The organism is Paraburkholderia sp., from assembly GCF_024281035.1.
Lineage (GTDB): Bacteria > Pseudomonadota > Gammaproteobacteria > Burkholderiales > Burkholderiaceae > Paraburkholderia.
In genome coordinates this window covers 30,096-55,392 of record NZ_JAMXLH010000008.1, presented here as the reverse complement: position 1 = coordinate 55,392, position 25,297 = coordinate 30,096, and the positions used below count along the sequence as shown (strand labels likewise).

Here is a 25,297-nt window from a genome sequence, read left to right as displayed (position 1 = left end):
TGTCATCCCTTCACCGCGCCCGCCGTGAGGCCACGCACGAAGTAGCGGCCGGCGATCACGTAGACGAGCAGCGTGGGCAGCGCGGCGATGATCGCGCCGGCCATGTCGACGTTGTATTCCTTCACGCCCGTGGACGTGTTCACGAGATTGTTCAGCGCGACCGTGATCGGCATCGAATCGACGCCTGAAAACACGATACCGAACAGGAAGTCATTCCAGATCTGCGTGAATTGCCAGATCAGGCACACCATGAAGATCGGCAGCGAGATCGGCAGCATGATGCGCGTGAAGATCATGAAGAATCCGGCGCCGTCGATGCGCGCGGCCTTCACGAGTTCGGCGGGCACGCTCACGTAGAAGTTGCGGAAGAACATCGTGGTGAACGCGATGCCGTACACGACGTGCACGAGCACGAGGCCGCCGATCGTGTTCGAGAGGCCGAGGAAGCCCTCGAGTCGCGCCATCGGCAGCAGGATCGCCTGAAACGGAATGAAACAGCCGACCAGCAGCATCGTGAACAGGCCGTCCGCGCCGCGAAAACGCCAGTGCGTGAGCACGTAGCCGTTGAACGCGCCGATGATCGACGAGATCAGCACGGCGGGGATCACCATCTTCACCGAATTCATGAAGAACGGCTGCATGCCGTCACAACGCACGCCGGTGCATGCCTCGCTCCACGCTTTCACCCACGGCGCGAAGCTCGGATGCGTCGGCAGCGTGAGCATGTTGCCCGTGTGCAGCTGGTCGAGACTCTTCACCGAGGTCGACAGCATCACGTAGAGCGGGAACAGGAAGTACAACGCGAACAGGATCAGTGCCGCATACACGACCACGCGGCTTGCCTTCATCTTAGGCTGCATTGCGCGTGCTCCTCGATTCCATGTACATCAGCGGCACGAGCACGGCCACGACGGTTGCGAGCATCATGATCGACGAGGCCGCGCCTACGCCGAGCTGCCCGCGGTTGAACGAAAACGTGTACATGAAGATGGCCGGAAGCGACGACGCCGTGCCCGGACCACCCGCAGTCAACGCGACGACGAGGTCGAAGGTCTTGATCGCGATGTGGCAGAGAATCAGCAGCACCGAGAAGAACACCGGACGCATGCTGGGAATCACGATCTTGCGATAGATCGTCGGCAGCGTCGCGCCATCCACCTGGGCGGCCTTGAAGATTTCCGCATCGACACCGCGCAGCCCGGCAAGGAAGAGCGCCATGCAAAAGCCCGTCGACTGCCACACGGCCGCGATCACGATACAGAAGATCGCCCGGTCCGGATTGTCGAGCCAGTCGAACGCGAAGCTCGTCCAGCCCCAGTCGTGCATCACGCGCTGGATGCCGAGATCGGGATTCATGATCCATTGCCAGGCCGTGCCGGTCACGATGTACGACAGCGCCATCGGATAGAGAAACACCGCGCGCAGCGCACCTTCCTGGCGAATCTGCTGGTCGAGCAGGATCGCGAGGAACAGGCCGAGCCCGACACAGATGCCGATGAACGGAATGCCGAACCAGCCGAGATTCTGTGCGGACGTCCACCAGACATCGTTCGCGAACAGTTCCCTGTAACGCGCGAGCCCGGCGAATTCGTAACGCGGCATCAGTTTCGAATTGGACAGCGACAGATAGCCGGTAACGATGATGAAGCCGTAGACGAACACAAGGCTGATCAGGATGCTGGGCGAAAGCACCAGCTTCGGGATCCAGCGGTCTGCGAGCGCCGCCAGGGGCGACACGCGGCTGGCGGTTGGCGTCGCCGCCTTGCCATTGCCGCTAAGAGAAGCAGTCACTGCGCAACTCCTGGTACGGTGCGAAAGAGGCTTCGCACGATGAAGGGGTTCAGCTCGAACCGTCATGCCCAGGGTGCCGCGCGCGGCGCACTTCTTCGCCGCGCGCGGAATTCACCCTGCTTACTTCGTTTGCGCCGCCTTCGCGAGCGCTGCGACTGCGCTCTTCGAATCCTGGTTGGAGTTCATGAACTTCGTCACGACGTCGGTGATCGCACCGGCGGTGGCATCGGGCTGAGCCATGCCGTGCGCGAGCGACGGCACGTAGCCGCCGACCTTGATGGCGGTCTGCTCATCCGCGTACGAGCGCTTCGCGCATGCGTCGAACTTGCTCATGTCCACACCCAGACGGACCGGGATGGAACCCTTGTACAGGCTGAACTGCTCCTGGAACGACGGGCTCATGATGGTCTTCGCGAGCGAGAGCTGGCCCGGCGTCGCGGCCTTCTGGCCCTTCTGCTGGAAGAACACGAACGAGTCCACGTTGAAAGTGTAGGCCTTCTCGGTGCCCGGCACGGGCGCGCAGACGTAGTCCTTGTCGGGCTGCTTGTTCGCGTTCGCGAACTCGCCCTTCGCCCAGTCGCCCATGAACTGCATGCCGGCCTTGCCGTTGATGACCATCGCCGTCGCGAGGTTCCAGTCGCGGCCCGTGCGGCCGTTATCCATGTACGACTCGATCTTGCGGACCGTATCGAACACGCCGACCATCTGCTGCGACGTGAGCGTCTTCTGGTCCAGATCCACGAGCGCCTTCTTGTAGAAGTCTGCGCCTTGCGAAAGGACCACGTCTTCCCACAGCGTCAGGTCCTGCCACGGCTGGCCGCCCGCTGCGACCGGCTGATAGCCGGCAGCCTTCAGCTTGTCGGCGAGCGCGAAGAATTCCGGCCACGTGGCCGGCGGCTTGCCGCCCACCTTTTCGAGCGCGGCCTTGTTGATCCACACCCAGTTCACGCGGTGCACCGAGAACGGCGCGCCGACGTAGTGATTGTCTGCGCGCATGATCTTGTCGATCTGCGGCGGCAGGTGCGCCTTCCAGTCGGTGGCGGACGAATCGATCGGCGCGAGCACGCCCTGGTCAGCCCATTCCTGGATCAGAGGCCCCTTGATCTGGGCAGCGCTCGGCGCATTGCCCGAAATCACCTGGGTCTTCAGTGCGGTCATGGCCGCCGCGCCCGCACCGCCGGCAACAGCGAAGTCCTTCCACACATAGCCCTGCTTCTGCATGTCGTCCTTGAGCACGCCAACGGCCTTCGATTCGCCGCCCGACGTCCACCAGTGCAGCACTTCGAGGGATTCGGCTGCCTGCGCGGTGACCGCGACGTTGCCCAACAGACCTGCGGCGCACAGGGCGCCCATGATCGCTCGGAATTTCATTGCTTATCTCCTCCAGACACCTGAAAAAAAACGATTGGCCCCTGATGTCGCCAGGGTGCGGTTGTGGTTCAAACAGGCAAAACACTGGACGGTCGGGCGCCGGAGTGCCGCGCGAGCATGCGTTTTCGCTGGATGCGCGCGGGCCGCGTGCCGGTGTACGGCCGCTGTACGCTCAAGAGATGAGTGGCTTGGAATGCAACTGACTGTCTCCTCTTCTTTCTGATTCTCACCGGCCGGCGGGCAACGCGCGGATCGCCCGCACCTGCAGCTGGTCGAGGCGCCGCTCATCGCATCTCGCGTAAAGCAGCCCAACGTCCCTCGGAATCGCGACCCGTCCACCACGGCTCACGTGGACAAATTCATTGTCCATTACCATGAGGAATGTTCCGTCCGCCCGGGGATTCATGGGACGGTGGCGCCTTTATACCGCGCTCCGGCATGCATTTTCCATCGATTGAACGTTACCTCTTGATTTGAATTGTAGTTAAACTACAATTCAGTGTCAAAAAAAATTTTGTCGAACTACGGCCGCCCGATTTCCCCCTGCAGCGGCCCCCCAGGAATGTGACGGAGACTATGCAATCCCAGACCGATTCGGGCTTCACGTTCGTTCTCTTCGGCGGCACCGGCGACCTGTCGATGCGCAAGATCCTCCCCGCCCTCTATGAAGCGCATCGCTCAGGCATGCTCGCGGCGTCGGGCAAGATCGTATGTGTCGCGCGGCAAGAGGACGACCGCGCGCAGTACCTTCAGTGGGTCGACGCGCATGTGCGGCCGCACGTCTCGAAAAACGGTCTCGACGAGGCCGCGTGGGCCGGCTTTCTCACCCGCATCGACTACGTGAAGCTCGACCTGTCGCGCGCCGAAGATTTCACGACGCTGCGCGACGCCATTGCGCCGTTGCCGGGCATCCGCGTGTTCTATCTCGCGACGGGCCCGTCGCTGTTCGTGCCGATCTGCCGCGCGCTCGCCTCGGTCGGGTTGAACACCAACGCGCGCATCGTGCTGGAAAAGCCGCTTGGCTACGACCTTCAGTCGTCGAATGCGATCAACGATGCTGTCGGTGAAATCTTCGCCGAAGGCCAGATCTACCGGATCGATCACTACCTCGGCAAGGAGCCGGTGCAGAACCTGCTCGCGCTGCGCTTCGGCAACGCGCTCTTCGAGCCGCTGTGGCGCCGCGAATGGGTGGAAAGCATCCAGATCACCATCGCGGAGGAACTCGGCGTCGAGGCGCGCGGCGACTTCTACGACAATACGGGCGCGCTGCGCGACATGGTGCAAAATCACCTGTTGCAGCTGCTGTCGATCGTCGCCATGGAGCCGCCTCACTCGATGGATTCCGACTCGGTGCGCGACGAGAAGCTACGCGTGCTGCGCGCGCTCAAGCCCATCGATACCCGCGACATCAGCAAGGTTGCGGTGCGCGGCCAGTATCATGCGGGTGTGATCCGCGGCCAGGCCGTGCCGGCCTACGCGACCGAACCGGGCGTGAAGGAAGACAGCCGCACCGAGACCTTCGTCGCGCTCAAGGTGGAGATCGAGAACTGGCGCTGGGCCGGCGTGCCGTTTTTCCTGCGCACCGGCAAGCGGCTCGCGGACCGCGTCGCGGAAATCGTGGTGAACTTCCGCCCCGTGCCGCACTCGGCGCTCGGCGCGCCCGCACTGCGTCCCGGCGCGAACCGCCTCGTGATCCGTCTGCAGCCGAATGAGACCATTCGTCTTTACTGCCTCGCGAAACAGCCGGGCGAAGGGATGAATCTCGCTAGCGTGCACCTCGATCTCGCGTTCGACCAGTTCTTCCGCGAAGGCCAGATGGAGGCGTATCAGCGTCTGCTGCTCGACGTGATCCACGGGCGGCTCGCGCTCTTCGTGCGCCGCGACGAGCAGGAAGCGGCCTGGAAATGGGTCGAGCCGATCCTGAACGAATGGGCGGCCTCGCTGCGTCCGCCGAAGCCCTACGCGGCCGGCACGTGGGGGCCTGCCGCGTCGGGCGCGATGCTCGCGCAGCATGGCACCTGCTGGCTCGAAGAGGAAAACTGACGCTGGATGCAGGACGGCGGCCACGCGCCGCGCGGCCGCCCGTACACGACTGATGGGCTGATGGGCCGATGGAATATGCACGAGATCCGCAAGGATCTCCGCAATAGCTGCACGGAGGAGAAGTGATCGAGCTTCATGTATTCGATGACCCGCGCGTCCAATCCGACGCGCTGGCACGAGCCGTGGGCGATGCGCTACATGCGTCGCTCGCCGCTCAGCAGGCCGCCCCCGGCACCGGCACGCGCCGGGCGACGCTCGCCGTCTCCGGCGGCACGAGCCCGCGCCCGTTCCTCGAGGCGCTGTCGACGCATCGCTTCGACTGGGCCCGCACCGACGTCACGCTCGTCGACGACCGTTGGGTGCCGGAATCCGATCCCGCCAGCAACGCGCGCCTCGTGCGCGAGACACTGCTGAAAAACGAGGCCGCGCTCGCACGTTTCCTGCCACTCGTGGACGTGTCCGCCACGCTCGATGCGCACGTCGCCGCGCTCAACGCCGATCCGCAGCGCCTGTTGCCCAACGTCGCCGTGCTCGGCATGGGCGAGGACGGCCACACGGCATCGATCTTCGCGGACGCGCCCGAGTGGCATGAGGCGATCACGACGGCACGCCCGTTCGTCGCCGTGCATCCGCAGGCGGCGCCGCATGCGCGCGTGTCGTGGTCGATGCGCGCGCTGCGCCAGATCGATCGCCTCTTCCTGCTGATCGCGGGACAACGTAAGCTTGAAGTTTTGCAACAGGCCGCCGCGGCCGAACAGAACAACGCCATATCTAAATTGGCGAACGACAAGGGAGTGAGACTCGATGTCTACTGGTGTGCCTAACAAAGCTGGCCCGTCCGCGGGCCAGCACGCCGACGGACCGAGGCTCCTCGCCGATATCGGCGGAACCAACGCGCGTTTCGCGCTCGAAACCGGCACGGGCGAAATCGGTCAGGTGCGCGTGTATCCGTGCGCCGAGTATCCTGGCGTCGCGCAAGTGATCGAGCAGTACCTGGCCGACGTGAAGATCGGCCGCGTGAATCACGCGGCGATCGCGATTGCGAACCCGGTCGACGGCGACCAGGTGCGCATGACCAATCACGACTGGACCTTCTCGATCGAGGCCACGCGCCGCGCGCTCGGCTTCGACACGCTGCTGGTCGTGAACGACTTCACCGCGCTCGCCATGGCGCTGCCTGGCCTCACCGACACCCAGCGCATGCAGGTGGGCGGCGGCACGCGCCGCCAGAACAGCGTGATCGGCCTGCTCGGGCCGGGCACGGGTCTCGGCGTCTCGGGCCTGATTCCCGCCGACGACCGCTGGATCGCGCTCGGCAGCGAAGGCGGCCACGCGAGCTTCTCGCCGCAGGACGAGCGCGAAGACCTCGTGTTGCAGTTCGCCCGCAAGAAGTGGCCGCACGTCTCGTTCGAGCGCGTGTGCGCGGGCCCGGGGCTCGAGCTGATCTATCGTGCGCTCGCCGCGCGCGACAAAAAGCGCGTCGTCGCCAACCTCGATCCGGCCGAGGTCGCGAAGCGCGCCCACGAAGGCGAAGCGCTCGCGCAGGAAGCCGTCGAATGCTTCTGCGGCATTCTCGGCAGCTTCGCGGGCAACATCGCAATGACGCTCGGCGCGCTCGGCGGCATCTATATCGGCGGCGGCGTCGTGCCGCGACTTGGCGAGTTGTTCACGCGCTCGTCGTTTCGCCAGCGCTTCGAGGCCAAAGGGCGCTTCGACGCGTATCTCGCGAATGTCCCCACCTACGTCATCACCGCCGAATATCCGGCGTTCCTCGGCGTCTCCGCGATCCTCGCCGAGCAGTTGTCGAACCGCGCGGGCGGCGGCTCGTCGGCCGTCTTCGAGCGCATCCGCCAGATGCGCGACGCGCTCACGCCCGCCGAGCGCCGCGTGGCCGACCTCGCGCTCAACCATCCGCGCTCGATCATCAACGATCCGATCGTCGACATCGCGCGCAAGGCCGACGTGAGCCAGCCGACGGTGATCCGCTTTTGCCGCTCGCTCGGCTGCCAGGGGCTCTCCGACTTCAAGCTCAAGCTCGCGACCGGCCTCACGGGCACGATTCCCGTAAGCCACAGCCAGGTGCATCTGGGCGACGCGGCGACCGACTTCGGCGCGAAGGTGCTCGACAACACGGTCTCGGCGATTCTGCAGCTGCGCGAGCACCTGAACTTCGAGCACGTCGAAGAGGCTATCTCGTTGCTCAACGGCGCGCGCCGCATCGAGTTCTACGGGCTCGGCAATTCGCACATCGTCGCGCAGGACGCGCATTACAAGTTCTTCCGCTTCGGCATTCCGACCATCGCCTACGGCGACCTGTACATGCAGGCGGCCTCGGCGGCGCTGCTCGGCAAGGGCGACGTGATCGTGGCCGTGTCGAAATCGGGCCGCGCGCCCGAGCTGCTGCGCGTACTCGACGTCGCGATGCAGGCCGGCGCGAAGGTGATCGCCATCACGTCGAGCAACACGCCGCTCGCGCGCCGCGCGAACGTTGCGCTCGAAACCGATCACATCGAAATGCGCGAGTCGCAGCTTTCGATGATCTCGCGCATCCTGCATCTGCTGATGATCGACATTCTCGCGGTGGGCGTCGCGATCCGCCGCGCGTCTTCGGAAGGCGACATGCACGACGCGATGGAACGCGTGCGCGCACAGGCCGACGACGATGCGTCGGCCGTGCTCGACTGGCTCAGCCACGGAGCGTCGTCGACCGCGCGCGACTGATTGCGGCCTGCACGCGCACCGCTTGCGCGCGCAACCGCATGTGCAAAGAAATGGGACGCCGAGGCGTCCCATTTTTCATGGCGGCTGCCGCTGCCCGCTTCGCTTACGTCGAAGCGGGCTGCCGCGCCTGACCCGGCGCGGGATGCCCGTGCCAGCGCACCACGAGCATGCGCCCGACGTAGGCCAGCACGCCGCACGCGCCGATCGTGACGCCCATGCCGAACGGCGAGACGCCGGGAAACATGCCGACCACGGCGCTCGCGAGCGCGCCGAGGCCAAGCTGCGCCGCGCCGAACACGGCCGCCGCCGCGCCTGCGTTCATCGGATAGCGGTGCATCAGGTCGGTCGCGCAATTCGCGCCGAGCACGCCCACCACGCTCACCACGAAGAACAGCCCGAACACGATCGACCACAGCCCGCCCCACCCGGTCAGGCACATCAGCGCGACGAACAGCGACGCGACGCAACTGAGCGTCGACGCCATCGACACCATGCGCAGCACGCCGAGCCGCCCGACGAACCGGGTATTCAGAACGTTGCCGAGCATGATGCCGAACACGTTCACGCCGAAGAAAAGCCCGTAGTGCTGCGGCGAAACGTGGAAATACTCGATGTAGACGAACGGCGTGGCGGAGATATAGGTGAACATCGACGCGAACGCCATGCCGCCGCACAGCATGTGCCCCCACACGAGCGGATCGCGCAGCAGGCGCCCATAGGCGGCGAACGAGCGCAACACCGCCGCGCTTTCGCGCTTTTCGGCCGGCCAGGTCTCGGGCACGCGCAGCCAGGCCGCGACGGCGCACGCGAGGCCAAACAGCGTGAGCGCAACGAAGACGACGCGCCAGCCGCCAAGCAGCAGCAACTGCCCGCCGATCAGCGGCGCGAGCAGCGGCCCGATCGACGTGACGATGGCGACCATCGAAAGCACCCTGGCGGCATCGGATGGATCGTGTGCATCGCGGGCGATGGCGCGCGCGAGCACCGACGCCGCACCCGCGCCGAGCGCCTGCAAAAAGCGCACGATCACCAGCTCGCCGATGGAGAACGACAGCCAGCACGCGATGCTCGCCACGGTGAAGAGCGCGATGCCGCCCAGCAGCACCGGCCGGCGGCCATAGGCATCGGACACCGGGCCGTAAAGCAGCATGCCGACCGAAAAACCAGCCATGAAGCTCGTGAGGGTCGCGGACGCCGCGGCTGCCGATACGCCGAACGTCTGCGCGATGCTCGGCAGGCTCGGCAGGTACATGTCGGTGGCGAGCGGGCCGCAGGCCGCGAGCGCGCCGAGCAGCAGAATCAGCCGGATATCAGGCCGGCGGCGTGGCGAATGAGGCATGGAAATGGGCGGGAACGGGCAAAAACGGGCAGAAACGGGCCGCGTGCGTTCGAGCAGCGTCAAGCCGCGGCCGTATCGGTCATGAGCCGCAGCGCGGGTGGCGCGCGCGGCATCGGAGCGAGTCATTGTACCCGAGGCAGGCTCGGGTCTTTAGCGCTGCAAAAAGAGCCGCGAAAACGGCTCCAAAACCGGAAAAATCGTCCGTAACGGCAGCTCTTGTGGCGGCTTTTGTGGCTGGTTTCGTCGCGACGTAGCGCCTCGCCCAACCGCCCTCGGACCCGGCTGGCCGCTTTTGCGCCGGCGCGGCGCGCGCGGCTGCCGCGGCAACCTGCACCCCGGACCTATCCCCGCGAGTCCGGTACAATTTCGCCAGATTACCCCTACGCGGCGCGAGATCGTACGCCGCGCGCCACATCACTCACGCAGGTTCAGCACTCATGTCCAACACTCAGTCCAGGAACCAGGCCCTCTTCGAACGCGCGCAGCAAACCATTCCCGGCGGCGTCAACTCGCCCGTACGCGCCTTCCGCTCGGTCGGCGGCACGCCGCGCTTCGTCGAACGCGCCGAAGGGCCGTACTTCTGGGATGCCGACGGCCGGCGCTATATCGATTACATCGGCTCGTGGGGCCCGATGATCCTCGGCCACGTCCATCCCGAAGTGCTCGACGCCGTGCAGCGCGTGCTCTCGAAGGGCTTCTCGTTCGGCGCGCCGACCGAGGCCGAGATCGAGATCGCCGAGGAAATCTGCAAGATCGTGCCGTCGATGGAACAGGTGCGCATGGTGTCGAGCGGCACCGAAGCGACCATGAGTGCGCTGCGTCTCGCGCGCGGCTTCACGAAGCGCGACCGCATCGTGAAGTTCGAAGGCTGCTACCACGGCCACGCCGACAGCCTGCTCGTGAAGGCCGGCTCGGGCCTGCTCACGTTCGGCAACCCGACGTCGGCGGGCGTGCCCGTCGACATCGCGAAGCACACCACCGTGCTCGAGTACAACAACGTCGCGGCGCTCGAAGAAGCGTTCAAGGCGTTCGGCGACGAAATCGCCGCCGTGATCATCGAGCCCGTCGCGGGCAACATGAATCTCGTGAAGGCCTCGCCGGCATTCATCGGCGCACTGCGCAGCCTGTGCACTAAGCACGGCGCCGTGCTGATTTTCGACGAAGTGATGTGCGGCTTCCGCGTGGGCCTCAAAGGCGCGCAGGCGCTCTACGGCATCGAGGCCGACATGGTGTGTCTCGGCAAGGTGATCGGCGGCGGCATGCCCGCAGCGGCGTTCGGCGGCCGTCGCGAGATCATGGATCACCTCGCGCCGAACGGCACCGTGTACCAGGCGGGCACGCTCTCGGGCAATCCTGTCGCGGTCGCAGCCGGTCTCAAGATGCTGCAGCTGATCCAGGCGCCCGGCTTCTACGATCGCCTCACGGCGCAGACCGCGCGTCTCGCGCAGGGCCTCACCGAGGCGGCACACGAAGCGAAAGTGCCGTTCGTCGCCGATTCCGTGGGCGGCATGTTCGGCCTCTACTTCGCCGAGAAGGTCCCGACGAGCTTCGCCGAAGTCACGAAGAGCGATGTCTCGCGCTTTAACCGCTTCTTCCACCAGATGCTGGACGCGGGCGTGTACTTCGCGCCGTCGGCTTATGAAGCGGGCTTCGTGTCGATCAAGCACGACGACGCGATCATCGACGAGACCATCGCCGCCGCACGCCGCGCGTTCGCCGAAGCATAAACGCGCGCGACGCACGCCCCGAGAGAGCGCCGGGCACCTCGCCCGGCTCACCCGAACCGTTGCTCAGAAGTGCATGACGATGTTCTCGCAAACCGATTTCGTCCATATGGAGCGCGCGCTCGCCCTCGCGGCGCGCGGCCTTTACACGACCGATCCGAATCCCCGCGTCGGCTGTGTGCTGGTGAAGGACGGCGTGGCGATCGGCGAAGGCTTCACGCAGCCGGCCGGCCAGGACCACGCCGAAATCCAGGCGATGAAGGACGCGCGCGCGCGCGGCCATGAACTGCGCGGCGCAACGGCCTATGTGACGCTCGAACCGTGCAGTCACTTCGGCCGCACGCCGCCCTGCGCGGGCGCGCTCATCGAAGCGAAGGTCGCGCGCGTGATCGCGGCGATGGAAGACCCGAATCCGCTCGTATCGGGGCGCGGCCTCACGATGCTGCGCGACGCGGGCATCGACGTGCGCTGCGGGCTGCTCGCGAATGAAGCGCGCGAGATGAACATCGGCTTCGTCTCGCGCATGACGAGAAAGCGCCCGTGGGTGCGCATGAAGATCGCGGCGTCGCTCGACGGCCGCACGGGCCTGCCCTCCGGCGTGAGCCAGTGGATCACGGGCGCCGAAGCGCGCGCGGACGGCCACGCGTGGCGCGCGCGCGCGTCGGCGATTCTCACGGGCATCGGCACCGTCAAGGAAGACGATCCGCGCCTGACCGTGCGCGCGGTCGACACGCCGCGCCAGCCAAAGCGCATCCTGGTCGACAGCAGGCTCGAAGTGTCGCCCGAAGCGCAGATTCTCGCTGGCGCACCGACACTCGTGTTTTGCGCTTCGCTCGACGATCGCAATGCCGAGCGAGCCGAAGCACTGCGTGCGCGTGGCGCCGAACTGGTGGCGCTCGGCAACGGACACGGCAAGGTCGATTTGCCCGCGATGCTGACCGAACTGGCGGCGCGCGGCGTGAACGAACTTCACGTCGAGGCGGGCAACAAGCTCAACGGCTCGCTGCTCCGCGAGGGCTGCGTGGACGAGTTGTTGCTCTACGTCGCGCCGTCGCTGCTCGGCACCGACGCGCTCGGCATGATCGACATCGCCGCGCCGGAGAGCCTCGACGAGCGCACGCGCCTGACCTTCCATGCGGTCGAGCGCATCGGCGACGATCTACGCATCCTCGCGCGCGTGGTGCGCGGCGAGAACCTGCAGGCGGATGCGCCGTAAGCCGCCGCGCATCTCACTCACGAAACGAACACAAGGAACAGCACGATGTTTACCGGAATCGTCGCGGCGGTGGGCCGCATCGAATCGATCAAGCCGCTCGGCGCCGGTGCTGACGCGGGCGTGCGCCTCACCGTCGATGCGGGCAGCCTCGATCTCGACGACGTGCAGATCGGCGACAGCATCGCGATCCAGGGCGCGTGCATGACCGTGATCGAAAAGTCGGCAACGCGCTTCGACGTCGAAGTCTCGCGCGAAAGCCTGAACCACACCGTGGGCCTCGCCGCGACCGGCGACGTGAACCTCGAAAAGGCGTTGCACGCGCACGACCGCCTCGGCGGGCACATCGTGTCGGGCCACGTGGATGGCCTCGGCACCGTTACGCGCTTTGCGCCGGTGGGCGAGTCGCATGAACTTCGCATCCTCGCGCCCGCCGATGTCGGCCGCTACCTCGCATACAAGGGCTCGGTGACGATCAATGGCGTGAGCCTCACCGTGAACTCGGTCGACGACCGCGCGGACGGCTGTGAATTCTCGATCAACCTGATTCCGCACACCGTCGAGGTGACGACGCTCCGGCATTTGCAGGCCGGTTCGAAGGTGAATCTGGAGATCGACCTGATTGCGCGGTATGTGGAAAGGATGCTCAGCACTTCTCAGGACGCCGCCAAGCCCGTGAAGTAATTCGGCTTTAGCGGATTGGCAGTTTGCTATCGTCTCGCCCAAATTCGCCGCAACTTCGACTTTGCGACGATATTTCTGACGGTATACGACCGCTTTCTGCGGCTCGTATACCGTCACGCGTTTAAAGACTCCCCTCTTCGGCACGCGCCCTGTCACTGCGCCGGCGCAGACTTCCCGACGTACGGATGATGCTTTTTCACCCAGGGATGCTCTCTCGTCACCCTCGCCGGCGCCATCCGTGCCGGCTGCGCTTCGCCTTGGTGCGCCTGCACTTCCTGTGCGTGCTGCTCGAATTCCGCAACCTTCTGCGGGTCGGTGCTCATCGTGACGCCGTTCTCCGTCTGCGCGTAAGCAGCACCCGTCAGCGTCGAAAGGGAAATCAGAACTGCAAGGGACACTTTGTTCATCTCGTCCTCCGTGCGGAATCGACATGTCACTACAAAGAGCAATATACCTACCCGATGCTGGAAGCGCTCTGAACGCGCTCGTCCCACGGATATAGCCTCCCGGGTACATCACAGACCTAATCCGTTCATCATTGCGGTCAATGCGGTTGAAAATTCTACGACCGCTTACACCGATTGTTCGGCTGATCCTGCCAGTCAATTCGTTTCCGGACGCTTTATCGCGGTGCCGCGGACCTCTACATTCACGCTCAGCACCGGCCGATTACTTCATGCAAGTCAAAACGCCGGTTTCGATTAATGGTGCGATTTACGCTGAGGAATACATCATGGGCAAGCTTGCAGGGAAAGTAGCCATTGTCACGGGCGCATCGAAAGGCATCGGTGCCGGTATTGCGAAGGCACTCGCGGCCGAAGGCGCTGCGGTGGTCGTCAACTACGCGAGCAGCAAGGCAGGTGCGGATACCGTTGTATCCGCCATTACTTCAGCCGGAGGGAAGGCAGTTGCCGTGGGCGGCGACGTGTCGAAGGCCGCCGAAGCGCAAGGCATCGTCAGCACGGCAATCGAAACGTACGGTCGCCTCGACATACTCGTCAATAACTCCGGCATCTACGAGATGGCGCCGATCGAAGAAGTCACGGAAGCCCATTACCGCAAGCAGTTCGACACGAACGTGCTCGGCGTGCTGCTCACCACGCAGGCTGCCGTCAAGCATCTTGGCGAAGGTGCGAGCATCATCAACGTCAGCTCGGTCGTAACGACCATCACGCCACCGGGAAGTGCCGTCTATAGCGGGACGAAAGGCGCGGTGGATGCGATCACCGGCGTGCTCGCACGTGAGCTCGGGCCGAAGAAGATCCGCGTGAACGCAATCAATCCGGGCGTGGTCGTGACCGAAGGTACGCATACCGCGGGGTTGATCGGATCGGATTTCGAGAAGTTTGCAATCAGCCAGACGCCGCTCGGCCGCGTTGGGCAGTCGGACGACATCGCATCGGCAGTGGTTTTTCTTGCGTCGGACGACGCTAAATGGCTGACAGGCGAGCATATCGTTGCCAGCGGGGGACTGCGGTAACGCGCACTGGCGGTGAAACCGCTCTGAGAAAAGAGGCACGTTCGGCAGCTTTTGCCGACGTGCCCGTTTACGTTGAATCGGGCTACAGCGATTGAGATCCCGTGTACTGACGACCGGCGGCGCGCGTCCTGACCGATGGCAAGTGGACACGCCATCGCGAAGTCAAAACCGCACAGCCGGGCCGAGCGGTTGGACCGCGCAGTTAGGCCTGTTCGGGATGTCAATTTTTCAACCTGAACACATTGACTGCCTGAGTCAATTCGCCAGCCTTCTTGTCTAATGCATCCGCCGAGGTGACGGCCTGTTCGACCAGCGCGGCGTTCTGCTGCGTCGTTTGATCCATTTGAGCGACGGCCTGGTTGACCTGTTCGATGCCGTTCGTCTGCTCGTGCCCGGCTGCGGCGATCCCGCCGATGATGTCCGACACGCGCTGGATGCTCTCCACGACTTCTTTCATCTTCGCGCCAGCTTGCTCGACGAGTGAAGTCCCGGCATCCACCTTGCCGACGGAATCGTCGATCAGGGCCTTGATTTCTTTGGCGGCCACGGCGGAGCGTTGTGCCAGCGTACGTACTTCGCCTGCAACAACCGCAAATCCACGACCGTGCTCGCCAGCGCGTGCCGCTTCCACGGCCGCATTGAGTGCGAGGATGTTGGTTTGAAAGGCAATGCCGTCGATAACGCCGATGATGTCGACGATCTTCCTCGACGACACGTTAATGGCCGCCATGGTGCTCACCACTTCGGCCACGGCGTCCCCGCCCTGTCCCGCGACATGCGAAGCTGCAACCGCCATCTCACTGGCCTGATGCGCGTTGTCGGCATTCTCCTTCACGGTCGCCGTCAGTTCCTCCATCGACGCGGCGGTCTGTTCCAATGCCGCTGCCTGTTGCTCGGTCCGTGACGACAGGTCAACATTGCCCGCAGTCATTTCGCTCGCGGCGCCCGAGATCGCGTCGGCTCCCGAGCGCACCTTGGTGACGATACTCAGCAGGTTATCCTGCATGGTTTTCATCGTATGCAGCAGGCTGGAGTCGTCACCGGGTTTGACCTTGACCGTTTCGGACAGGTCACCGGCGGCAATTCGCCGCGCAGCATCTGCGGCGGCTTCCAGTTCTCCGCCAACCGCCTTGTTCAAGCTTCGAATGACCAGCAGGCTTGCGCCGTTCAGGAAAACGCCGACCACGCTCAGCGCGAGAAAAGCGAGCCAGAAGTCCTTGATCGTCGCGTCGGTCAGGTCGTCCAGATAGACGCCTGTTCCGAACGTCCAGTCCCATGGCTTGTACGTCAAGACATAGGTGCCTTTGGGAAATACCCTGGATTGATCCGGATTGCCTGGCTTGGGCCAGACATATTCCACCCACCCTTCGCCCTTGCTTCTCGCGATGTCCGCCATGTCCCTGAACAGGTGGTGTCCCTTGGGATCTTTATAATCCGCGACGTTTTGCCCCTCCATCTCGGGCTTGATCGGGTGCAGCAGGACTTTAGGCTCGGAGGAGATCACAAAAAGGTAGCCGTCCTTCCCAAAGCGCAGCGCTCTGATGCGTGCCAGCGCTTGCTGTTGCGCTTCAGCCAGGGGAAGTTTTCCGGCGGCCACCATCGCCGCATAATCCTTTGCGATCGAGACACCGATTTCGGTGGCCGATTTCATCGCAAGCTGCCGCTCTTCCAGCAGACGCACTTTGTTGTGGTAGAGGCCCGCTCCCGTCACCGCCCATAAACTGATCCAGCAAACGAACAGAGGGGCAAAGAGCTTTGCGCGAAAAGTCAGTTTCATGGTTTCCCCGAATGTCTTCGCCCATGACAGTTGTCAATACAACCATCTGTGCCGGCACGATCAGCACATGTCATTGGAGATTATTTTCGATTTCTTTTGTGTAGCTACGTTGGCCTGGTTCGAGGTGAATCGCTCCCGTCGATCGATACTAAAACGTATAAGGGCGATTTTCCAGGCCTGAATACGCATTGCTTTGATCGGCACGAAACGTTTGGCGTCGGCTGATGTACACCGTCATCGTTCGTAACGGCTGTGACAACAGGACGTGCCGGACGGCCCTGCCTTATTGCGCGATTGGGTGCGATTTAATACGATTGGGTGCGACTTACTACACCAGGTCGCGCCTCGGTTTACCTGGCAATCGCATTCCGCCTGGCGGCGGTCTTGCACACAGCCACGGCTAATTAAGCCTGGTTTCAATCCATGCACTGGAATCGTCCAGTGCCTTCTGTTCGATGCCGAGATAGCCGTGGGGAGATCGCGCGCCACACGCGTTGCCCGAGTCCGCGTCGGAGGATTCGGTGACAAGAGCCACATGATTCGCTTCGGCGAGCCGCCTGGCTCCGTAATACATCGCCACTTTGCAGCCGTCGTGCTCGTTCGACATGATCATGGTCTTGTCGCGATACGCCAGCGGCACATCCAGGTCCGAGATACCGGGCTCGCGATTCGCGACTGATTTTGGCGAAGTCAGAACGTAGATATCGGCCAGGTCGCTCGCATGCATGAGCATCGAGCCCACCGTGACCGTTCCACGACTCGTGCTGTAGAGCACGATCTTTGCCCCCGGAAAACGCTTGCGCACTTCCACGGACACGGCCTTCTGGTCGATGAGCGTATCGGCCGAGCGACGCACATAATCGTTCATGCCCAAATCGTCCTGATGGTCGGAAGGAGCATCGACCTGAACGACGGCGTAGCCGTGATCGACCCAATAGCTGGCCGTGCGGATCACAAAGTTGCCGCGCATGTTCGTGGGGCCGTGGTCGCTGAGCCTGAGAACGCCTTCGCCGCCCGCGTACAGCAGAAGCACGGCCTTGGGCGTCGCCTGCTCCGGCGTCGTGATGAAGATGCTCTGCGTGACGCCTGGCCGCGTGGGCAACGTCACGAGATCGCCGTGGTCGAGCGGTGCCGCGCCTGCGTGCGCGGCAATCAGCAAGGCCCCCAATGCACTGCCAATGCGTTTCATTGTTCTGGTCTCTGTGGGTAACAGCCGTTCGCACCCGGGCAGGGCATTGCTCCATGCCCCGCTCTGCCGGTTGCGAACGGGATATGGATACGGCAAACGCCGCATGGCGCGCTCAGACGTGCTCGGCCCGGACAAACGGCTTGATGCGCGCGAGCACGTCCTGAAGCTGTTCGCGCGCGCGTTCGGTGTCGTAATGGGCCTGCAGTTCCATCCAGCTGCGCGCGTCGGTGCCGAAAAAGACGGCGAAGCGCACCGCCGTGTCGGCAGTGATCGCGCGCTTGCCGAGCACGATCTCATTGACGCGGCGCGGCGGCACGTCAATCGCCTTGGCGAGTGCGTACTGGCTGATGCCGAGAGGCTTGAGCCAATCTTCCGAAAGAATCTCGCCCGGTGTCGCAAGCGGAACTTCGCGTGCCATGGTGATGCTCCTCAGTGGTAGTCGACGATACGGACCTCCGATGCGTCGCCGTCTGCGAAATGAAAGCAGATCCGCCATTGCACATTGATGCGCAGGCTGTAATAGCCAGCCAGGTCGCCGGATAACCGCTCGAGGCGATTGCCCGGCGGCACCCGCAGAAACGAGAGCGTGGCGGCGGCATGGATCTGCTGCATTTTGCGCACCGCCACCCGCTCGATGAGCGCGAAGCGTGCGACCCGGCGCCCTAAAAAGAGCGCCTCGGTATCCCGGCAAGCAAACGAAGTAATCATCGCAAATAGTAACGTAGCGCGTTAATAACATCAACCGTTACTATTGTGCCGAGGGTGTTTTCCGCCGCCCAGCCAGCCGTTCGGCCAACCTCCGTGCCAACCCGGGCGTGGCGCCGGACATCGAGCCAGTACAGGGCAACTGCGCGACAACTGTGCGGCAACTGCGCGGCGCAACGCGCGCAGCGTGCCCGCCGCGGAACGGCGCGGGTCTCTTCCGATTTCTTGCCCCTGCCGACGGCGACGCGCACGCCCGCGTGGCGTAAAATACCGGCTTTCCAGACCAGATCCCCATAATGACCCTCGCCACCACCCCCGAGATCATCGCCGAGCTCAAAGCCGGCCGGATGGTGATCCTCGTCGACGAAGAAGACCGGGAAAACGAGGGAGACCTCGTCATTGCAGCGGAATTCGTGACGCCCGAGGCAATCAACTTCATGGCGAAGTACGGCCGCGGCCTGGTCTGCCTGACGCTCACGCAAGAGCGCTGCAAGCAGCTCAACCTGCCGCTCATGACGTACCGCAACGGCACGCAGTACGGCACCGCGTTCACGGTCAGCATCGAAGCCGCCGAAGGCGTGACGACGGGCATTTCCGCCGCCGACCGCGCGCGCACGATCCAGACCGCCGTCGCGCACGACGCGCGCGCCGATCACATCGTTCAGCCGGGCCACGTATTCCCGATCATGGCGCAGCCTGGCGGCGTGCTCGTACGCGCCGGTCACACCGAGGCGGGCTGCGACTTCACGGCGCTCGCGGGCCTCACGCCGGCTGCGGTGATCTGCGAGGTCATCAAAGACGACGGCACGATGGCGCGCCTGCCCGATCTCATCGAATTCGCGCAGCAGCACAACCTGAAGATCGGCACGATCGCCGATCTGATTCACTATCGCAGCCGCACCGAGTCGATCGTCGAGCGCGTTGCCGAACGCACCATGCAAACGGCGCACGGCACCTTCCGCGCGATCATGTACGTCGATCACCCGACGCGCACCCCCCATATCGCGCTCGTGCGCGGCAAGCCCACGCCCGAGGTCGACACGCCGGTGCGCGTGCACGAGCCGCTTTCGGTGCTGGATCTGCTCGAAACGGGCGCGTCCACGCACTCATGGACGCTCGATGCCGCCATCCGCGAAATCGCGGGGCGCGATCTCGGCGTCATCGTGATGCTCAACTGCGGCGACACCAGGGAACATCTGATCGACGTCTTCACGGCGTTCGACCAGAAGGAGCGCGCGGAGGCACTCGCGCGCCGTCCGGTCGACTTCAAGACCTACGGCATCGGCGCGCAGATCCTGCGCGAACTCGGTGTCGGCCGCATGCAGGTGTTGTCGAAACCGCGCCGCCTCGGCAGCATGTCGGGTTACGGGCTCGAAGTCACCGGCTTCGTGCCGATGCCCGGCAGCAGCACTGAAGCGCCCTGCCCGCCGGAAGGCGCCGAGCGCACCGCGACGCGCGCCTGACCGGCCAGGCCCCCGGGCGCGCCCACTCACACCCGTCACCACGCTCAACCGAACCTACGGACATCACATGGAAATCGGACAATACCAACCGAACCTCGACGGCGACGGACTGCGCATCGGCATCGTCCAGTCGCGCTTTAACGAACCCGTCTGCAACGGCCTCGCGGATGCGTGCATCGAAGAACTCGAACGCCTCGGCGTAACGGGCGAAGACGTGCTGCTCGTCACCGTGCCCGGCGCACTGGAAATCCCGCTCGCGCTGCAAAAGCTCGCGGAAAGCGGCCAGTTCGACGCACTGATCGCGCTCGGCGCGGTCGTGCGCGGCGAGACGTATCACTTCGAACTCGTTTCGAACGAGAGCGGCGCGGGCATCTCGCGCATCTCGCTCGACTTCGGCGTGCCGGTCGCCAATGCCGTGCTGACGACCGAAACCGAAGAGCAGGCCGTCGCGCGCATGACCGAAAAGGGTCGTGACGCAGCGCGCGTCGCAGTCGAGATGGCGAACCTCACGGTTGCGCTCGAACAGCTCGACGGCGGCGACGACGAAGAAGACGAGGAAGACGAAGAGGAACAACGATGAAGAGCGCGCGCCGACGCTCCCGCGAACTGGCCACGCAGGGGTTGTATCAGTGGCTGCTGTCGGGTGTGCCCGCCGGCGAAATCGACGCCCAGCTGCGCGGTTCGCAGGGCTACGACAAGGCCGATCATGAGCATCTGGACGCAATCCTGCACGGCGTGATCCGCGACGCGGACACGCTGTCGGCCACCATCGCGCCATGCCTCGACCGTCCGATCGAGCAGCTTTCGCCCGTCGAGCGCGCCGTGCTGCTGGTCGCGACTTACGAGCTCACGCATCACGTCGACATCCCGTACCGCGTCGTGATCAACGAGGCGGTCGAACTGGCGAAGACGTTTGGCGGCTCGGACGGCTACAAGTACGTCAACGGCGTGCTCGACAAGCTGTCGGTGCAACTGCGCGCCACGGAAATTCAGGCTGCGCGCAGGTCCTGATGAGGCCGGGGGCCAGGGCTGCGACGCATACGCGCGGCCCTGGCCTTTGCCTTTACCCTGCCCGCCTGCCGGTATGAAAGAACTGGAATCACCCGCATGAACACCGTTGCCGAACCGCTCTTGCGGCTTGCCGCGCGCGTCGACGAAATCCAGCCGTTCTACGTCATGGAACTGGCCAAGGAGGCGGCGAAACTCGAACGCGCCGGACGCGACATCATCCACATGGGCATCGGCGAGCCGGACTTCACGGCCCCGGAGCCCGTGGTGGAGGCTGCTGCCGCCGCCCTGCGCCGCGGCGTCACGCAGTACACGAGCGCGCTCGGCATTCACGAACTGCGCGAGGCGATCGCCGCGCATTACCAGCACGCCTTCGGGCTCACGATCGATCCTGCGCGCGTGGTGGTCACGGCGGGCGCTTCGGCGGCGCTGCTGCTCGCGTGCACCGCGCTCGTCGATCGCGACGACGAAGTGCTGATGCCCGACCCGTGCTATCCGTGCAACCGTCACTTCGTGGCGGCTGCTGAAGGCAAGCCCGTGCTCGTGCCGAGCGGCCCGCAGGCGCGCTTCCAGCTGACCGCCGCCGACGTCGAACGCCACTGGACCGAACACACGCGCGGCGTGCTGCTCGCGTCGCCGTCGAATCCCACGGGCACGTCGATCGATCCGGCCGAATTGAAACGGATCGTGCAGACCGTGCGTGCGCGCGGCGGCTTCACGATCGTCGATGAGATCTACCAGGGTCTGAGCTATGACGCGCCGCCCGTTTCGGCGCTCTCGTTCGGCGACGACGTCGTGACGGTCAACAGCTTCTCGAAGTACTTCAATATGACGGGCTGGCGTCTCGGCTGGCTGGTCGTGCCGCCCGCGCTCGTCGGCGCGTTCGAGAAACTGGCGCAGAACCTGTTCATCTGCGCATCGGCGCTCGCGCAGTACGCGGCGCTCGCGTGCTTCGAGCCGGATACGCTCGCCATCTACGAGTCACGCCGCCTCGAGTTCAAACGACGCCGCGACTTCATTGCACCTGCACTCGAAACGCTGGGGTTCAAGGTGCCGGTGATGCCCGACGGTGCGTTCTACGTCTACGCGGATTGCACGCACGTTGCACATCCGGCCGCAGGCGACAGCGATGCGCTGACCCGCGCGATGCTCCACGATGCGGGCACAGTGATGGTGCCGGGCATGGATTTCGGTGTCGCCGCGCCGCATCAGTACGTACGGCTCTCGTACGCGACCGCTTACGAGCGGCTCGAAGAAGCGGTCGAACGGCTGCACAAGCTGTTCAATCGCTAGACGCCGCATCCGCAATTGCGGCAGGCAACAAAGCGGCAGGCAACAAAAAAGCACCCGAGGGTGCTTTTTTCATTTCCAGCGGACCTGCCGCGTGTCGTGCCAACTACGATACCGACTACGCCCCAATTTCGGTCGACGAGCCGTGCTTCTGCGTGGTCGTGCTGGCATCGTCCTGCTCCGATACCGCCTTGGCCGCGATCGAATGCGCGCCGTCGAGCGTCACCTGCACGCGCTTGTTACCCGCCGCCTTCGGCGCTGCGTTGGCCGACGCGGTCTGGACGGGCGCCTGCGGCGCGTTGATCGGCACGTTCCGGCCGCGAGCGACATCGCGCAAACGTCCGCGCTCGGCCATAACCTTGGCGCCGTAGCCGCCATCGTCCTGCGACGTCGAACCGACGTACAGACGCAGCCCGCCCGGCACCGAACCGCCGCGCGCGATGCAGTCCTTCAGCACGAGCGCGCCGACCTTGATGTTCGCGAGCGGATCGAGCGCTGCGCTTTGTCCGCCGAAGTACTGGAACTTGTCCGAGTGGACCTTCGACATCACCTGCATCAGCCCCTGCGCACCGACACCGCTCTCGGCATACGGATTGAAGCCCGACTCGATTGCCATCACGGCAAGCAACAGCAACGGATCGAGACCCACTTCACGGCCCGTATCGAACGCCGCTTTCACGAGTTCGCCGACCGGCCCTTGCGCCACGCGATAGCGGCGCGCGAGATAGCCGGACACGAGCGACTGCTCGCGTTGAGACACTATGACGCGGTCGTCGCGGGCATCGGGCGTGATGCGCTGCGACGGAATCAGGCGTGCGAGCGAACCCACGCTCGGCAGCGAATGCGAATCGAGGCCGTTGAGGGTGACCGCATTCAGCGTCGTCGCCATGCCCGCTTGTGCGGTAGCAGCGACGCTTGCGCCAGCGCTGCCGGCATCGGGTACGAGCGCCACCGGCAGGTTCGCGCCGTCGTTGTCGTCGGTCGCCGCACCCGGGGGCGCGAAGGACGGCAGCGGATTGCCTTGCAGCAGGCGCGCCGGACCGGCCTGCACGGCCGCCGATACGAAGGGCATCAGGCGCGCGGCCAGCGTGCCGCGCCACGTGGGCAGCAGCCAGAGAGCGAGTGCAAGCAGAACGGCACAGCAGCCAACGAGGCTGAACAGGTTACGACTCAGGCGGGTGCCGCGCTCGAGCAGCGCGCGGAAGCCTTGCGACAGACGTCCGTCGGCACGCCACCACATTAACCAGGTATTCATCTACAGATCTCCCCATGGTGCATGATCCGGCAGACGGGGCGGCCAATCGCCAACTACCCATTGCAGGATCAAGACGCCGCGCGCCCTGGCTGGTGCGGCAGCGGCGTCGGGAAAACGGCAAGTACGCCGTGGGTGGAACTCCTCCTGTATTACATACGGCGGCACGCCAGGGGCGCGCTCAGGAGTTCTCACGCGAACAGCCAGCGCAAAGGCGCGCTGGCGAAGACTACTTATCTAGACCGTATGAAGCCGTGCAGGGAGTCGGCTTGACGGCGACGCATCGCGTCTGAAGGACCGGGACGGTGGTTAAAAATTGCAAGCCCTGCAACCAGTGTGTGCGGATTCTAGCAGCGTTTTATAGATCGTCAATACTATAGAACCTCGTAGTTATGACTATTTGTAATAATGAACAGCGTTCATTCCGTCGGGGCCGATACCCCAAGCGCGTTTCCGGCCCATTACGCATTGTGTCCGGCAGCGTGTGCCAGCCAACACATGTAAAATCGACAATCGAATTGCCGCGTCTGCCTGCCACGTCCGGCGACGGCGGCCCGATCCGCGGCCCAATCCGCGGCCCAACCCGCAGCCCAACCCGCAGCCCCAGCCGCCTCATGCGGCCCCGGCCATTCACTCGCTCCAGATGAAATACAAAGACCTGCGCGACTTCGTCGGTCGCCTCGAGACGCTCGGCGAATTGCGCCGCGTGCCGCAAGCCGTCTCCCCGGTGCTGGAAATGACTGAACTGTGCGACCGCGTCTTGCGCAAGGGCGGTCCGGCACTGCTGTTCGAGAACCGTTCGACCCATGCATTCCCGGTGCTCGGCAACCTGTTCGGCACGCCGCGCCGCGTCGCACTCGGCATGGGCATCGATACGCCGGAGGGCGCTGGCGACGGCGCCGCGCTCGAGTCGCTGCGCGACGTCGGGCGTCTGCTGTCCACGCTGAAGGAGCCCGAGCCGCCGCGCGGTCTCAAAGACACCGGCAAGCTCTTCACGCTCGTGAAAGCCGTGTGGGACATGGCGCCGAAGACGGTCAGCTCGCCGCCCTGCCAGGAAATCGTCTGGGAAGGCGACGATGTCGATCTCAACAGGCTCCCGATCCAGACCTGCTGGCCCGGCGACGCGGGTCCGCTCGTCACCTGGGGCCTCACCGTCACGCGCGGGCCGAACAAGACGCGCCAGAACCTCGGCATTTACCGCCAGCAGCTCATCGGCCGCAACCAGCTCATCATGCGCTGGCTCGCGCACCGCGGCGGCGCTCTCGACTTCCGCGAGTTCGCGCTGAAGAACCCCGGCAAGCCGTATCCGGTTGCCGTCGTGCTCGGCGCCGATCCGGCGACCATCCTCGGCGCGGTCACGCCCGTGCCCGACACGCTCTCCGAATACCAGTTCGCCGGCCTGCTGCGCGGCGCGCGCACCGAACTCGCGAAGTGCCTGACGCCGGGCGTCGATACGCTGCAGGTGCCCGCGCGCGCCGAAATCGTGCTGGAAGGCTTCATCCATCCGCAGGCCGGCGCACCGGCTCCGGCGCCCGCCGGTGCGCCGCCGCGCCCGTCGAAAGGCGCGAGCGCCGCTTACGAGCATGCGCTCGAAGGTCCCTACGGCGACCATACGGGTTACTACAACGAACAGGAGTGGTTCCCCGTCTTCACGGTCGAGCGCATCACCATGCGCCGCGACGCGATCTATCACTCCACCTACACCGGCAAGCCGCCCGACGAGCCCGCCGTGCTCGGCGTCGCGCTCAACGAAGTGTTCGTGCCCCTGTTGCAGAAACAGTTTCCCGAGATCACCGACTTCTATCTGCCGCCCGAGGGCTGCAGCTATCGCATGGCGATCGTGCAGATGAAGAAGAGCTATCCCGGGCACGCAAAACGCGTGATGTTCGGCGTCTGGAGCTTCTTGCGCCAATTCATGTATACAAAGTTCATTGTCGTGGTCGACGATGATGTGAATATCCGCGACTGGAAGGAAGTAATCTGGGCAATCACGACGCGCATCGACCCCGCGCGCGATACCGTGCTCGTCGAGAACACGCCGATCGACTATCTCGACTTTGCGTCGCCGGTGGCCGGGCTCGGCTCGAAAATGGGTCTCGACGCGACCAACAAGTGGCCCGGCGAGACCACGCGCGAATGGGGCCGCGCCATCTCGATGGACGCCAGCGTGAAGGCGCGCGTCGACCGGCTTTACGACGAACTGGGGCTCTGAGGCGAAGCGCGTCTTTGAGCCGCGTCGATATGCGC

22 protein-coding genes are annotated in these 25,297 nt (G+C 64.5%); 12 read left to right on the top strand and 10 right to left on the bottom strand.

The genetic code is table 11. From position 1 onward, the window contains the following. Nucleotides 1-2: 2 nt before the first annotated feature. The 3 genes from Q0L30_RS02095 to Q0L30_RS02085 all read right to left on the bottom strand — a co-directional run bounded on the left by Q0L30_RS02095 (nucleotide 3) and on the right by Q0L30_RS02085 (nucleotide 3,162). Complete coding sequence (locus tag Q0L30_RS02095) at nucleotides 3-860, bottom strand: carbohydrate ABC transporter permease (protein ID WP_293041234.1); 858 nt, start codon at nucleotides 858-860, stop codon at nucleotides 3-5. Beyond that, entirely contained in the window at nucleotides 850-1,791 is a 942-nt protein-coding gene (locus tag Q0L30_RS02090; RefSeq protein WP_296650533.1) for a carbohydrate ABC transporter permease, read from the bottom strand. The genes Q0L30_RS02095 and Q0L30_RS02090 overlap by 11 nt, the downstream gene beginning before the upstream one ends. 120 nt (nucleotides 1,792-1,911) lie before the next feature. Beyond that, a complete protein-coding gene (locus Q0L30_RS02085) occupies nucleotides 1,912-3,162 on the bottom strand; it encodes an ABC transporter substrate-binding protein (RefSeq protein ID WP_296650530.1) in 1,251 nt (416 codons plus the stop codon). Nucleotides 3,163-3,738: 576 nt separating this feature from the next. Here Q0L30_RS02085 and zwf point away from each other — a divergent pair. The 3 genes from zwf (at nucleotide 3,739) to Q0L30_RS02070 (ending at nucleotide 7,926) form a co-directional block, all read left to right on the top strand. Beyond that, complete coding sequence (zwf, locus tag Q0L30_RS02080; protein WP_296650528.1) at nucleotides 3,739-5,205, top strand: glucose-6-phosphate dehydrogenase; 1,467 nt, start codon at nucleotides 3,739-3,741, stop codon at nucleotides 5,203-5,205. Between the two features lie 122 nt (nucleotides 5,206-5,327). Then, on the top strand, nucleotides 5,328-6,029 hold the full coding sequence (gene pgl / locus Q0L30_RS02075) for a 6-phosphogluconolactonase (RefSeq protein ID WP_296650524.1): 702 nt from the start codon (nucleotides 5,328-5,330) through the stop codon (nucleotides 6,027-6,029). Further along, the gene (locus Q0L30_RS02070; RefSeq protein WP_296650521.1) at nucleotides 6,010-7,926 is read left to right on the top strand and encodes a bifunctional transcriptional regulator/glucokinase; all 1,917 of its coding nucleotides are present in this window, start codon (nucleotides 6,010-6,012) and stop codon (nucleotides 7,924-7,926) included. The genes pgl and Q0L30_RS02070 overlap by 20 nt, the downstream gene beginning before the upstream one ends. A gap of 103 nt (nucleotides 7,927-8,029) precedes the next feature. Here Q0L30_RS02070 and Q0L30_RS02065 read toward each other — a convergent pair whose 3' ends face one another. Further along, entirely contained in the window at nucleotides 8,030-9,265 is a 1,236-nt protein-coding gene (locus Q0L30_RS02065; RefSeq protein ID WP_296650519.1) for a Bcr/CflA family multidrug efflux MFS transporter, read from the bottom strand. A gap of 437 nt (nucleotides 9,266-9,702) precedes the next feature. Between Q0L30_RS02065 and hemL the strand changes: the two genes are divergently transcribed. The 3 genes from hemL to Q0L30_RS02050 all read left to right on the top strand — a co-directional run bounded on the left by hemL (nucleotide 9,703) and on the right by Q0L30_RS02050 (nucleotide 12,886). Continuing rightward, the gene (gene hemL, locus Q0L30_RS02060) at nucleotides 9,703-10,992 is read left to right on the top strand and encodes a glutamate-1-semialdehyde 2,1-aminomutase (protein WP_296650514.1); all 1,290 of its coding nucleotides are present in this window, start codon (nucleotides 9,703-9,705) and stop codon (nucleotides 10,990-10,992) included. A gap of 79 nt (nucleotides 10,993-11,071) precedes the next feature. Then, nucleotides 11,072-12,205 carry a bifunctional diaminohydroxyphosphoribosylaminopyrimidine deaminase/5-amino-6-(5-phosphoribosylamino)uracil reductase RibD gene (ribD, locus tag Q0L30_RS02055; protein WP_296650512.1) on the top strand — a complete coding sequence of 378 codons (1,134 nt, stop codon included), beginning with the start codon at nucleotides 11,072-11,074 and terminating at the stop codon, nucleotides 12,203-12,205. 45 nt (nucleotides 12,206-12,250) lie between these two features. Further along, complete coding sequence (locus Q0L30_RS02050; RefSeq protein ID WP_296650509.1) at nucleotides 12,251-12,886, top strand: riboflavin synthase; 636 nt, start codon at nucleotides 12,251-12,253, stop codon at nucleotides 12,884-12,886. Nucleotides 12,887-13,038: 152 nt separating this feature from the next. On the opposite strand, the gene Q0L30_RS02045 is transcribed toward Q0L30_RS02050, so the two are convergent. Further along, entirely contained in the window at nucleotides 13,039-13,293 is a 255-nt protein-coding gene (locus tag Q0L30_RS02045) for a hypothetical protein (RefSeq protein ID WP_296650507.1), read from the bottom strand. 326 nt (nucleotides 13,294-13,619) lie between these two features. Here Q0L30_RS02045 and Q0L30_RS02040 point away from each other — a divergent pair, with 326 nt between their 5' ends. Then, nucleotides 13,620-14,366, top strand: a complete 747-nt coding sequence (locus tag Q0L30_RS02040; protein ID WP_296650620.1) for a glucose 1-dehydrogenase — start codon at nucleotides 13,620-13,622, stop codon at nucleotides 14,364-14,366. Nucleotides 14,367-14,586: 220 nt separating this feature from the next. On the opposite strand, the gene Q0L30_RS02035 is transcribed toward Q0L30_RS02040, so the two are convergent. From Q0L30_RS02035 to Q0L30_RS02020, 4 genes are all read right to left on the bottom strand, one after another. Continuing rightward, a complete protein-coding gene (locus Q0L30_RS02035) occupies nucleotides 14,587-16,143 on the bottom strand; it encodes a methyl-accepting chemotaxis protein (RefSeq protein WP_296650504.1) in 1,557 nt (518 codons plus the stop codon). A gap of 400 nt (nucleotides 16,144-16,543) precedes the next feature. Beyond that, the gene (locus Q0L30_RS02030) at nucleotides 16,544-17,332 is read right to left on the bottom strand and encodes a hypothetical protein (protein ID WP_296650502.1); all 789 of its coding nucleotides are present in this window, start codon (nucleotides 17,330-17,332) and stop codon (nucleotides 16,544-16,546) included. A 112-nt stretch (nucleotides 17,333-17,444) separates the two neighbouring features. Then, a complete protein-coding gene (locus tag Q0L30_RS02025) occupies nucleotides 17,445-17,750 on the bottom strand; it encodes a HigA family addiction module antitoxin (RefSeq protein WP_293039117.1) in 306 nt (101 codons plus the stop codon). Between the two features lie 11 nt (nucleotides 17,751-17,761). Further along, nucleotides 17,762-18,040, bottom strand: a complete 279-nt coding sequence (locus Q0L30_RS02020) for a type II toxin-antitoxin system RelE/ParE family toxin (protein ID WP_296650496.1) — start codon at nucleotides 18,038-18,040, stop codon at nucleotides 17,762-17,764. A gap of 293 nt (nucleotides 18,041-18,333) precedes the next feature. Here Q0L30_RS02020 and ribBA point away from each other — a divergent pair, with 293 nt between their 5' ends. From ribBA to Q0L30_RS02000, 4 genes are all read left to right on the top strand, one after another. Beyond that, nucleotides 18,334-19,500, top strand: coding sequence for a bifunctional 3,4-dihydroxy-2-butanone-4-phosphate synthase/GTP cyclohydrolase II (ribBA, locus tag Q0L30_RS02015; protein ID WP_296650493.1), 1,167 nt, complete (start codon nucleotides 18,334-18,336; stop codon nucleotides 19,498-19,500). A 67-nt stretch (nucleotides 19,501-19,567) separates the two neighbouring features. Further along, nucleotides 19,568-20,080 (top strand): 6,7-dimethyl-8-ribityllumazine synthase, encoded by a 513-nt coding sequence (gene ribH, locus Q0L30_RS02010; RefSeq protein ID WP_293034262.1) that lies wholly within the window; start codon nucleotides 19,568-19,570, stop codon nucleotides 20,078-20,080. Further along, the gene (nusB, locus tag Q0L30_RS02005) at nucleotides 20,077-20,511 is read left to right on the top strand and encodes a transcription antitermination factor NusB (RefSeq protein WP_296650488.1); all 435 of its coding nucleotides are present in this window, start codon (nucleotides 20,077-20,079) and stop codon (nucleotides 20,509-20,511) included. The genes ribH and nusB overlap by 4 nt, the downstream gene beginning before the upstream one ends. A gap of 96 nt (nucleotides 20,512-20,607) precedes the next feature. Continuing rightward, on the top strand, nucleotides 20,608-21,801 hold the full coding sequence (locus Q0L30_RS02000) for a pyridoxal phosphate-dependent aminotransferase (RefSeq protein WP_296650485.1): 1,194 nt from the start codon (nucleotides 20,608-20,610) through the stop codon (nucleotides 21,799-21,801). 115 nt (nucleotides 21,802-21,916) lie between these two features. On the opposite strand, the gene Q0L30_RS01995 is transcribed toward Q0L30_RS02000, so the two are convergent. Continuing rightward, nucleotides 21,917-23,053, bottom strand: coding sequence for a lytic transglycosylase domain-containing protein (locus tag Q0L30_RS01995; RefSeq protein WP_296650482.1), 1,137 nt, complete (start codon nucleotides 23,051-23,053; stop codon nucleotides 21,917-21,919). 640 nt (nucleotides 23,054-23,693) lie between these two features. Here Q0L30_RS01995 and Q0L30_RS01990 point away from each other — a divergent pair. Further along, nucleotides 23,694-25,262 carry a UbiD family decarboxylase gene (locus Q0L30_RS01990; protein ID WP_296650480.1) on the top strand — a complete coding sequence of 523 codons (1,569 nt, stop codon included), beginning with the start codon at nucleotides 23,694-23,696 and terminating at the stop codon, nucleotides 25,260-25,262. Nucleotides 25,263-25,297 lie beyond the last annotated feature (35 nt).